This window comes from Holdemanella porci (assembly GCF_019052655.1).
Taxonomy (GTDB): Bacteria; Bacillota_I; Bacilli_A; order Erysipelotrichales; family Erysipelotrichaceae; genus Holdemanella; species Holdemanella hominis.
Map to the genome: position 1 here is coordinate 1 of NZ_JAHQVB010000065.1, position 11,049 is coordinate 11,049.

At 29.3% G+C, this 11,049-nt stretch carries 8 protein-coding genes; all 8 read right to left on the reverse strand.

Going from position 1 to position 11,049, the window contains the following annotated elements; translation table 11 throughout:
* Positions 1 to 223: 223 nt before the first annotated feature.
* The gene (locus KTQ83_RS09925) at positions 224 to 2,125 is read right to left on the reverse strand and encodes a sensor histidine kinase (RefSeq protein WP_244975838.1); all 1,902 of its coding nucleotides are present in this window, start codon (positions 2,123 to 2,125) and stop codon (positions 224 to 226) included.
* A 22-nt stretch (positions 2,126 to 2,147) separates the two neighbouring features.
* On the reverse strand, positions 2,148 to 4,109 hold the full coding sequence (locus KTQ83_RS09930; RefSeq protein ID WP_217256702.1) for an ATP-binding protein: 1,962 nt from the start codon (positions 4,107 to 4,109) through the stop codon (positions 2,148 to 2,150).
* Entirely contained in the window at positions 4,102 to 4,839 is a 738-nt protein-coding gene (locus KTQ83_RS09935; RefSeq protein WP_186998290.1) for a response regulator transcription factor, read from the reverse strand. The genes KTQ83_RS09930 and KTQ83_RS09935 overlap by 8 nt, the downstream gene beginning before the upstream one ends.
* A gap of 128 nt (positions 4,840 to 4,967) precedes the next feature.
* Positions 4,968 to 5,591: a potassium-transporting ATPase subunit KdpC gene (gene kdpC / locus KTQ83_RS09940; protein WP_217256703.1), complete on the reverse strand. Its 624-nt coding sequence runs from the start codon at positions 5,589 to 5,591 to the stop codon at positions 4,968 to 4,970.
* Between the two features lie 10 nt (positions 5,592 to 5,601).
* Complete coding sequence (gene kdpB, locus KTQ83_RS09945; protein WP_217256704.1) at positions 5,602 to 7,659, reverse strand: potassium-transporting ATPase subunit KdpB; 2,058 nt, start codon at positions 7,657 to 7,659, stop codon at positions 5,602 to 5,604.
* A gap of 11 nt (positions 7,660 to 7,670) precedes the next feature.
* Complete coding sequence (locus KTQ83_RS09950) at positions 7,671 to 9,413, reverse strand: potassium-transporting ATPase subunit KdpA (protein ID WP_217256705.1); 1,743 nt, start codon at positions 9,411 to 9,413, stop codon at positions 7,671 to 7,673.
* Between the two features lie 14 nt (positions 9,414 to 9,427).
* Positions 9,428 to 9,823 carry a hypothetical protein gene (locus KTQ83_RS09955; protein WP_217256706.1) on the reverse strand — a complete coding sequence of 132 codons (396 nt, stop codon included), beginning with the start codon at positions 9,821 to 9,823 and terminating at the stop codon, positions 9,428 to 9,430.
* Positions 9,824 to 9,850: 27 nt separating this feature from the next.
* Complete coding sequence (gene kdpF, locus KTQ83_RS12745; RefSeq protein ID WP_117923998.1) at positions 9,851 to 9,928, reverse strand: K(+)-transporting ATPase subunit F; 78 nt, start codon at positions 9,926 to 9,928, stop codon at positions 9,851 to 9,853.
* Between the last annotated feature and the right edge of the window lie 1,121 nt (positions 9,929 to 11,049).

Genomic DNA, 11,049 nt, shown 5'->3' on the forward strand with positions numbered 1-11,049 from the left:
AATCCTTTTAATCATTAAAAACAAATCTAGGGGTCTATAGGTTCATGCCGATATGACATCAGTCCCCTAAATTGACCCCTAGATTATTTGGTTACCCAAGCTATCATTGAGGCCGTACCTGATGAAAATGATAGCATGATGATTGGGTTAGGTGATTTCAATTTTCCGCAAGAAGAGATTGAGGAAATAAAAAATGAAATAACAATCATTTGAGTGTTTATTATTATCTTTCTAAAGAATCCATTGCTAGAGAAACTTCATTTAAAATTGTTTTAATTAAACTTTTTTCATATTGACTTAACGCTTTGTTGCTAATCATATCTATTCCTATAACACCATATATTTTATCATTTCGCCGAATAGATAAATACAAAGCCTTTGCTTCTTGCAATGTGCTAGTGGTTGGACCCGCATTTTTATTGTTTATATAAACCCATTTTGCCACTGTTCTTTCTTTTTCTGTCAAAAATATATTGCTATCATCCAAAAGTTTATTCGGATTATAAATATATGGTTTATCTAACATTTTTCTATTTACAGGATAAAAAATAATAATTCGTTTTAACCATTTATTTAATTGAACACATGTTTCTTTCATAACATCATTGTAAGTTTTTGCTTGTTGTAGTTTTTGGCTTGTTTCTAACAAAACCTCCATGCTATAAGCACGTAAAGATGCGCTATTTTTTTCCTTCTTTAATTTAAAATTTAAAACATTTATAATAAAGGAAACGACAATCATTACAATTAATACCATAACATATTCTGATGAAATCATTTCCAAAGAATATTTTGGATTAATAAATAAATAATTTATTAAACATACATTTATAAACGGTATTATAAAACTATAAATAGGAAGTAATGTTAAACTACCTATAATACATGATGATAATACATATAATAATATAATCGTAGTAATATCAAATCCCGCAATTTGTGCGAAATATGCTAAGATGGTTATAATCAATAATATACTTATTGAAATAGAGCTATCCCGAGTAGAAAAGCGAAAAAAATTTTGATATTGATATTTTACACTGTTTAGATTTTGATTGCTCGAATTGTTATCTGGAATAATATATATATCTAAATTAGGAGATAATTTTGTTAATTTATCTACTATCGTTGGTTTATTAAAAATTGATTTTTTTTGATATGAACGTCCTAAAACTAATTTAGATACTCCTGCTGTTTTAGCATACTGACTAATTTGATAGGCTATATCATCACCAGATGTAGATACAATGTTTGCTTGTAACTCCTTTGCAAGAGAAATGTTTTTTTTGAGTTGTTGGAAAGCTTTTAAATCTAATTCTTGTGAATCAGAATTTTCAACGTACAAAGCTGTAAACTCTCCATGAAATGCTTGAGCCATTTTAGAAGCGGTTCGAATTACTTTTTGATTCGTTGGTGATGTTCCTAAACAAACCAATATTTTTTCTTTAAGAAATTGCTTATTTTCATCTTTTGCATATAAATTTATACGATCAGCGCATTTCCTTAATGAAATTTCTCGTAATGCTATTAAATTATCTTTTATAAAAAAATTCTCTAACGCCCTTTTTGCTTGTGTCTTACTATAAATTTTACCCTGTTTTAACCTTTCTATTAAATCATTTATATCAACATCTATTAGCTTAACATCATCTGCATCATTAAATATATAATCAGGAATCCTCTCATTTACCTTTACTTTTGTAATACTTTCTACAACATCGTGTAAACTTTCTATGTGTTGTACATTTACCGTAGTATAAACATCTATACCTGCTCGCAATAATTCTTCAATATCACTATATCTTTTTTTATGTCTAGAAGTAGGCGCATTTGTATGAGCTAATTCATCAACTAGTATTAGTTGAGGGTGTCTATCTAATGCTTTATCTAAATCGAACTCAGAAAAATGATGCCCCTTATAAAGTACCTCTTTAGTCGGTATTTTTTCTAATCCATATGTTAGGTTCTGTGTATCTGGTCTATCATGACTTTCTATATATCCAATTACTACATCTACACCTTCAACAGATTTTTGCTGAGCTGTATTTAACATAGAAAAGGTTTTTCCAACTCCTGCACAATATCCAAAAAAAATTGTTAATTTTCCATTTTTCGCCTCTTCCAATACTAACATCTCCTTATATTATTTAACAATTAACCATGTTCTTATTTATAGTTATCTTTGTAGCCGGTAAACTAAATGTAAAAATAGCCCCTGTTGGTTGATTATCTTTTACAGATATAACACCACCGTGTGCTTCAACAATTGATTTACATAATGACAAACCTAGTCCCATACTCTTCTTACTATCGACAACAGAATGATTTACAGTATAGAATTTTTCAAAAATTTTATTTTTATCAATATCTTTTATTCCACTTCCATTGTCACACACTTCAATGTACACATTATTTTTTATTTGATAAGCGTTTATAGAAATTGTTGATTCATCTTCTGTATATTTTATCGCATTATTAATTAAATTTATTAAGACCTGTACAATTAATCTCGCATCCATATCCGCCATTAAAAAATCATCAGAAATATTCACTTTAATTTTACGATTATCTTTGATTCTACTAACATGACTTAATGATTCATCAATTACATCTTCTATAACTTCTGGTTCTATTCTTAATTTCACGCTACCATCTTCTATACGAGTTATTGATAATAGATTTTCTACTAAATTGATCAACCACAAAGAATCGTCATATATATTTTTGTATAAAGCATTTTTTTTATCATTCTTCAAATTACCATTATCATTTAACAACACATCAGCATTACCATATATCGAAGTCAACGGCGTTCTGAGATCATGAGATATAGACCTAAGTAAATCAGATCTAAATTGCTCTTTTTTTACTTTTATAATAGCCTCATTCTTTTCTTCATTACTTTTTATATTTTCCAAGCACATAGCCATTTCACTTAATATAGCCAATAAAATACGTTTATCAAATGATTCTAAAACATCGTTACCTAAATAAATACCAATAACTCCATATATTTTATCATCCGTTAATACAGCATAATAGATACTCTTTGATCCTGATAAATAACGAGTTGTCGCTCCTGCATGCTTTCCATTGATTGCTACCCATTTTGCAACGCCTATCTCATTAGCATTCAAAAACTCTTTACAACAAGAATTTTCCTTTTTGGGAAACAGAATAGGATTTTGTATAGAAGACTTCTCAATTGGAAAATACGCAATATCTCTATTAAATAAATTTGATAATTGTTTGCATCCACAATTAAATATATCTTCCACAGATTGTTGTTTTTGCAAAAGCTGGTTTTTTTCTAATAAAATACGAGAAACATTAGCCATATTAGCATAACTTGCAGCTGTTAATTGAATTTTATTCATTAGTGTACTTATTAAAAAAGCAACTATAATCATAATTACAAATGTCATTAAATAAGCTGAATCATAAAAAGATAAACTTAATATAGGCAGTGTAAAATAAAAGTTAAATAAAATAACACTAGCAATCGATGAAACGACACTGCATATGATATTTGATGTAGTTAAGGCAATCAATAAAACACCAATTAAGTAAATCATAATAATATTAGAATCATGAAATCCCATATCAAAAAACACAAAACCAACTACTGTACAGATAAACAATATAAGAATACTAGTAACAATCGATTTTAGTGTCAATTTACTTTTATTGTTTAATCTCTTGAATATTCTATTTTCTTTTACTGGCACGATAATTAAATTAATGTCTTCAATATTCTCTAATAAATATTGATAAATTGGTTTTTGAAAGAGATGAAATCTCATATTCATGTTTTTTCCGATGACAAGTTTATTTACTTTATATATATTAGCAAATTTAAAAATTTCACCCGCTATATCCTCAGAAGAAACAATTTCCACCTCTGCTCCTAATTGTTTTGCACAAGCAATATTTTTATCTAGCTGTTCCTGATTTGAATCACTTAATGTCCTTTTTGTATCAGATATATACAATGCATAAAAATGGTCTTTTTTATTTCGCAGCATACTACTAGCAACACGAATTACATGGATATTAGATGGTGAAGGAGAAAGACATACCATGATAGAATCAGTATTTTGGTTACTCATTATTTTTATCCTCAACATCAGAATTATCTATTTTTATCATTTTATAACCTACCCCAACATGTGTTTGTATGTATTTTTCATTTGATATTTTCTCTATTTTTTTTCTTAAAGAAGTTACATAAACTCTTAATGAAGATAAATCAGATTCAATAGAGTTAACCCATACTTTATCTAATATATACTGATGTGTTAATACTCTTCCTATATTTTTAGATAATAAGCACAATAGATTGTATTCAATAGGCATTAAATGAATTTCTTTATCATCTACATATACAGATTGAGCAATATAATCTATTTTTAAATGTCCATTCACAAAATAATTATCATTATTTAATGTATTTTCTTTGTACTGAATTCTTCTCAAAGTTGAGCGAATTCGAGCTAACAATTCTTCTACACTAAATGGTTTAGTTATATAGTCATCCGCTCCAATATCTAAGGCTGTAATTTTGTCATCATCGTTGCTTCTGGCACTAATTACAATAATTGGAGTAAATGAAAATGTACGTAATTTTTTTATGATATCTATTCCATCTAAATCTGGCAAACCTAAATCAAGCAAAATAATATCAAATTGATGTTTAACTAGTAATGACAACGCCATACTACCATTCGTAGCCATTTCGAAATTATAACCATTTGTTTCTAATGCAGTTGATATTAAATTTCGTATAGCGGACTCATCTTCAACTATTAATACATTCATTAAATTATTCACAGTGTTCATCTCCGTTCGTGTAAATTTCTATATATTATAACATTTCTAAAAAATCAAATAAAGAATTATTTAGACTATCATTTGTATAGCAATAAGATACTATTTTTGCTTTATTAGTAATTATAGAAAAATCGATTTTAACTTTGTTTGATTTCTCTTATTAAAGATAGATTTAATTGCAACACATTAACTTTTTCTTCGCCAAAGATACCAAGTAATTTATTTTCAATATTATCCTTTATTAATTTTTTCAATACCTCCTTAGAAATATGCGTATTTTTTGACACTCTATCAATTTGAACATTAGCAGCATCAACAGAAATATGTGGATCTAATCCTGATCCAGATGCAGTTATTATATCTGCAGGAATATCTTCTCTTTTTATCGTAGGATTTTCTTGTAGAAATTTTTCAATATCATCATTAATTCTTTTTTCTAATTTAGGATTACTTGATGCTAAATTTTCACTTCCAGATGATGGTAAAACTTGTCCTTTGCTTTCTTTTTCGTTTTGTGTGAAAGTATTATAATTTACAGCAGAAGGTCTACAATGAAACAATCTCTCATCCGTAAAATCTTGTCCAACCAGTTCAGAACCTATAACTTTTCCGTCAATTTCAATTAGACTTCCATTTGCTTGATGTGGGAAGATAGCTTGAGATAACCCTGTCATTAACATAGGATAAATCAATCCACAAATTACGAACATTACTAATGATAATTTAAATGGTGTTTTTAATTTATTAAATAAACATTTCATAAACATCCTCCTATAATCCTAAAAAAACCAGTAATGGTGAAATGAGAATATCAATTAATTTAATACCAATAAATGGACAAATTACGCCTCCTAAACCATAAATCATCATGTTTCTTCCCAATAGTTTAGATGCACTCATAGGTTTATATTTGACACCTTTCATAGCTAACGGTATTAGGAAGGGAATAATAATCGCATTAAAGATTAATGCCGATAAAATTGCACTTGATGGAGAGCTAAGTCCCATAATATTTAAGACGTTCATTTGTGGAATTGCAATTGTAAAAATTGCTGGAATAATTGCAAAATATTTTGCAATATCATTTGCTATAGAAAATGTAGTTAACGATCCTCTTGTAATTAATAATTGCTTACCAATTTCTACTACCTCTAATATTTTCGTTGGATCCGAATCTAAATCTACCATGTTAGCTGCTTCTTTGGCAGCAGTAGTTCCGCTATTCATTGCTATTCCTACATTAGCTTGGGCTAAGGCTGGTGCATCATTTGTTCCATCACCAGTCATAGCTACAATTTTCCCTAATGATTGTTCTTTTTTTATTGCTTCTATTTTATCTTCGGGTTTACATTCAGCAATATAGCCATCAACACCAGCTTCAGCAGCAATAGTTGCAGCTGTTAAAGGATTATCCCCTGTGCACATAATCGTTTTAATACCAATCTTACGTAAACGATCAAATCTTTCTGTCAATCCTGGTTTTACTGTATCTTTTAAATAAATAACACCTAAAATCTTGTCATTAGCGCAAACTACCAACGGAGTTCCTCCTAATTTTGAAATATTTTCCACTTTTTCATTTAAATCAGAAGGAATTAATCCATTTAAATTTTTTACATAATTAATAATGGCTTCACCAGAGCCTTTTCTTATTTTAGTACCATCTTCAAGATCAATCCCACTCATTTTGCTACTAGCTGTAAATTCAATGAATGTTGCATTCTTGTAATCATCAATATTTAATGTAACTCCCATCTTTTTAGCTAATTCTACTGTTGATTTCCCTTCAGGTGTCGTATCTTTTAACGATGCAATACATGCATATTTCACAAGATCCGTTTCATCTACACCGTCAACATTAATAAAATCACTCGCCAATCTATTTCCGAATGTAATAGTACCTGTTTTATCTAAAATCATTGTATCAACATCACCACATGCTTCTACTGCCTTTCCAGATAGTGCAATAACATTAAATCTAGTAACACGATCCATACCTGCAATACCAATTGCACTAAGTAATGCCCCAATTGTGGTTGGGATTAAGCATACTGTTAATGCTACTAACGTTGAAATTGGAATTTTAACATTTAGGTATGTAGCGAGAGGATATAATGTGACGATTACTATTAAAAATATAATAGTTAAAGATACTAACAAAGTATTCAAGGCAATTTCATTTGGAGTTTTCTTTCTAGAAGCGCCTTCGACCATAGAAATCATTTTATCCAAGAACGAATGACCTGGATCTGTTGATATTTCAATTTTAATCCAATCAGAAACAACAGTAGTACCCCCGGTAACTGAAGCAAAATCTCCTCCTGCTTCTTTTGTGACAGGAGCTGATTCACCAGTTATCGCCGATTCATCAACACTAGCAATACCATCTATAATTTCACCATCACTAGGAATTAATTCACCAGTTTTAACAAGTACAATATCACCTTTTTTTAGTTCACTACTAGATACTTCCTTTTCAGATCCATCATCTAAAATCAAACGTGCTTTCGTATCTTTTTTTGTCTTTTTTAAAGTATCTGCTTGTGCTTTGCCACGTCCTTCAGCAACGGACTCAGCAAAATTTGCAAACAATAATGTGACAAACAAAATAATTGCAACTATTGCATTATATAGGCTTAAATTACTTCCTTCATCATGAAACAAATGAGGAAAAAAAACTAATATTGTACATAAAATAAATCCAACTTCAACAACAAACATAACCGGATTTTTTATCATATATTTTGGAGATAACTTTGTAAAAGCACCTTTAATTGAAGAATAGAAGATATCTTTCGTAATAAATTGCTTCTTTTCTTTTTTACTCATTTTTATTCCTCCTATAATGTCAACATCTCTGCAACTGGTCCTAATGCAATTGCAGGTAAAAATGTTAGGGCTGCAAAAATATAAACAACAATTACTAATATAATTGCAAATGTTAGAGTATTAGTTTTTAAAGTTCCTGTAGATTCGTTAATATCTATTTTATTCATCAAACTACCAGCAATACCTAGTTGAATGATTATTGGCAAATATCGAGCTAAAAACATGACTATACCACAACTCATATTCCAAAATAATGAATTATCTAATAAACCTTCAAAACCTGAACCATTATTAGCTGCTGATGAAGCAAACTCATATAAAACCTGCGATAAACCATGAAAACTAGGATTCGTAATACCGTTAACACCTTCTGGAATAGATACAGCTAAAGCACTAAAACCTAAAATCAATAATGGATGAATAATAATACATAAAGCTGCAAGTTTCATTTCTTTTCCTTCAATTTTTTTACCAAGATATTCGGGTGTTCTACCAATCATCAAGCCACAAATAAACACGGCAATAATGGCATAGATTAACATATTCATAAGCCCAACACCAGCTCCACCAAAAACAACATTCAACATCATATGCATTAATGGAACTAATCCACCTAATGGCGTTAATGTATCATGCATGTTATTGACGGATCCAGTTGTAAAAGATGTTGTCGCAGTAGTAAATAATGCGGATTGTGCAACACCAAATCTTACTTCTTTTCCTTCCATATTACCAAAAGTTTCTGTGATACCTGCTTGTGCTACTGCATGGTTTCCTAGCGATTCACTCCAAAAACAAACTCCTAAACCAATAACAAATAATATTGACATAGCAACGAAAATTGTTCTTCCTTCCTTGCCAATCCACACTTTGTTTGCTCTATTGCAATTTTTAGTTGACAAAGTATAAACTCTGTTATTTGCTTTTGATTCTTCATGCTTATCATATGCCATTCTACCAAAAACAAAAATACAAGAAACCGGCAAAATCATCATTGAAAATAATTCGATAATATTTGTAATAATTGTTGGATTTTCTAAAGGTGTAGCTGAATTGGCACCTAAAAATCCCCCACCATTTGTTCCTAAATGTTTAATAGATTCTAATGCTGCTATAGGACCAGATGCAATTTCTTGAATTTTTCCTTCTATTGTTGTTAATTCAATATTTGAATTCAAATTTTGTGGAACACCTTGCCATACAAGAAATAATCCAATAATCATTGATAAAGGTAATAAAAATCGGTTAATGATTCGGATAAAATCAACATAGAAATTACCCATTTTTTTACCTAACAAACCTCTAATCATAGCAATACATGCAGAAAAACCCGTTGCAGCAGAAGTAAACATCATCATAATAATCACAAGCATTTGAGATAAATATGATAATCCAGATTCTCCAGCATAATGTTGTAAATTCGTATTTGTCATAAAAGATATAATGGTATTAAAAGACAATGATTCTTCCATACCACTAATACCATTAGGATTTAAAAATCCAATTGATTGAATTCTTAAAATCAAATACCCAATGAAAACTAGGCATAAATTGACCATCAACAATGACATAGCATATTTTTTCCAAGTCATCGTTGATGTATCTATTTTTAGTATCCTAAACACAAAATTATCCATTTTATCAAATACTGGATCTGCAAATGTTCTCTTACCAACAGACACATGGTAAACATAATTTCCAATCGGAAAGATGATAACCATAAACAATAATAATGTACAAACTATCTGTACCATAAATGACCCTCCATTTACATAAATTTATTTTTTTCAGCGACATGTGCGATATGTCTACTATCATATTTAATCTCATATTTTTGCTCGCTTTTAGAACAGTCTGACTCTTCATAAAAAAATTTATGCATCGTTTCAAAACTACTAAAATTAGACATATTTTCTCGAGCAGGTAAATAAGTTGGATCTAAACACCACGCCGCTCTAAAATGTTTCATTGCTAGAATATGATTACGTTTTTTTTCATATATAATCCCTAATAAATTATGAGGTATAGCAGAATTTGGATGTTTTGACATAAAATTGCAAATAATTTGAATAGCTTCTTGTAATTTACCAGAACAAATAAGCTTTTTCATTTCTAAACAAAAGTATTTTTCATTTTCCTCATCGCCGTTGAGTATAGTATTCATATTACCTTCCTCTTTCTATAATATAAGTTAAAATTTATCTGGGTTTACCAAAGCATACAAAAGATAACAAGAAAGTAATATAATAATTACTATCATAATAAACATTTATCATCACCTCTATCTTTTTAATTCTTTATCAATCCAATTTACAAACCCTGTCATAAGAAAAAACGAAATAACTAAAATAGATAACATGATTACATCAATCATAAATTTCCTCCTCACCATTAAATTCACAATCTCTTTATCCTTAGGACAGAAGTATTTTAATACTTTCAGAATTAAAATAGGTTTAAAAAAAAGAACTTAAAATTAAAATTAAATTAAAATTAAATACTAGCTTAACGCTATACTATACAAACTATACTTTTGTAGCAAGCACAGTAAGTGTGTACCCACTTACCGAAAATTGATGAAGCAGCCCCTTATGGAACTGCTTCTTTTTTTAGCAATTTTAACTTGTTAGGGAGAACTCTAAGGCCCCATTTTTTAGACAAAGGAAGTGATTGTCGTGACACATAGAATTAGAAATGTTCAGCTCAAAATTAATTTAACTGAAGAAGAAAAAGCATTATTTCAAAAGAAAATGAAGATGGCTAATTGTAAGACCATGAACCATTTTATAATACCATTCGCTTAATTTTCTGTAGTTTTTATGAAAACAATACCTTTTATAATACCAATCAAACGAATTTAGAGCAATTTATAAAGAATATAGCAACTTTTTTAATGTCAACCGTCTATTTTTCGGCGTCTTTTTTTGAAAACAGCGACTTTTATAATAACAATATGTTATATTTTACTGCGTTTAACCTCAATAACACATAATTCCTATATTCAAAACACATGTATAGCGTATTTTTCACTTATATTTTGAAAGACACATTAAAAAAGGTGTCATTTAAAATCAAACGTTAAAAGTTCAATGATATCAGTAACCCATCAACATTAAAAAGGGCGTCATATTAACTATGTGGTGGTAAATTAGTTGCTATATTTTCTTCATGAATTTAATAACAAAAATGAGCAACCCCCGTTATCAGAGAGTTGCTCTTTTATTAAATCTATATACTACGCTTTACTATTTGTAGTTATCTTTCCATTTTAAATTGGCGTAAGTGTGGCGTAAATGTGTAAATTTACAACCAAAAATTACTAATTTTTTTAATTCTAGTAAAGCTTAGCTCCTGCAGGAATCTTGTCATCAACCATCAATAAGTTTAGTC

Excerpts from the sequence above, each read along its gene's own strand:
- KTQ83_RS09935 (WP_186998290.1), bottom strand. The coding sequence starts at position 4,839 with ATGAACACTGTGAATAATTTAATGAATGTATTAATAGTTGAAGATGAG.
- kdpF (WP_117923998.1), bottom strand. The coding sequence starts at position 9,928 with ATGTTTATTATGATAGTAATTATTATATTACTTTCTTGTTATCTTTTG.
- kdpC (WP_217256703.1), bottom strand. The coding sequence starts at position 5,591 with ATGAAATGTTTATTTAATAAATTAAAAACACCATTTAAATTATCATTA.
- KTQ83_RS09930 (WP_217256702.1), bottom strand. The coding sequence starts at position 4,109 with ATGAGTAACCAAAATACTGATTCTATCATGGTATGTCTTTCTCCTTCA.
- KTQ83_RS09950 (WP_217256705.1), bottom strand. The coding sequence starts at position 9,413 with ATGGTACAGATAGTTTGTACATTATTATTGTTTATGGTTATCATCTTT.
- KTQ83_RS09955 (WP_217256706.1), bottom strand. The coding sequence starts at position 9,823 with ATGAATACTATACTCAACGGCGATGAGGAAAATGAAAAATACTTTTGT.
- kdpB (WP_217256704.1), bottom strand. The coding sequence starts at position 7,659 with ATGAGTAAAAAAGAAAAGAAGCAATTTATTACGAAAGATATCTTCTAT.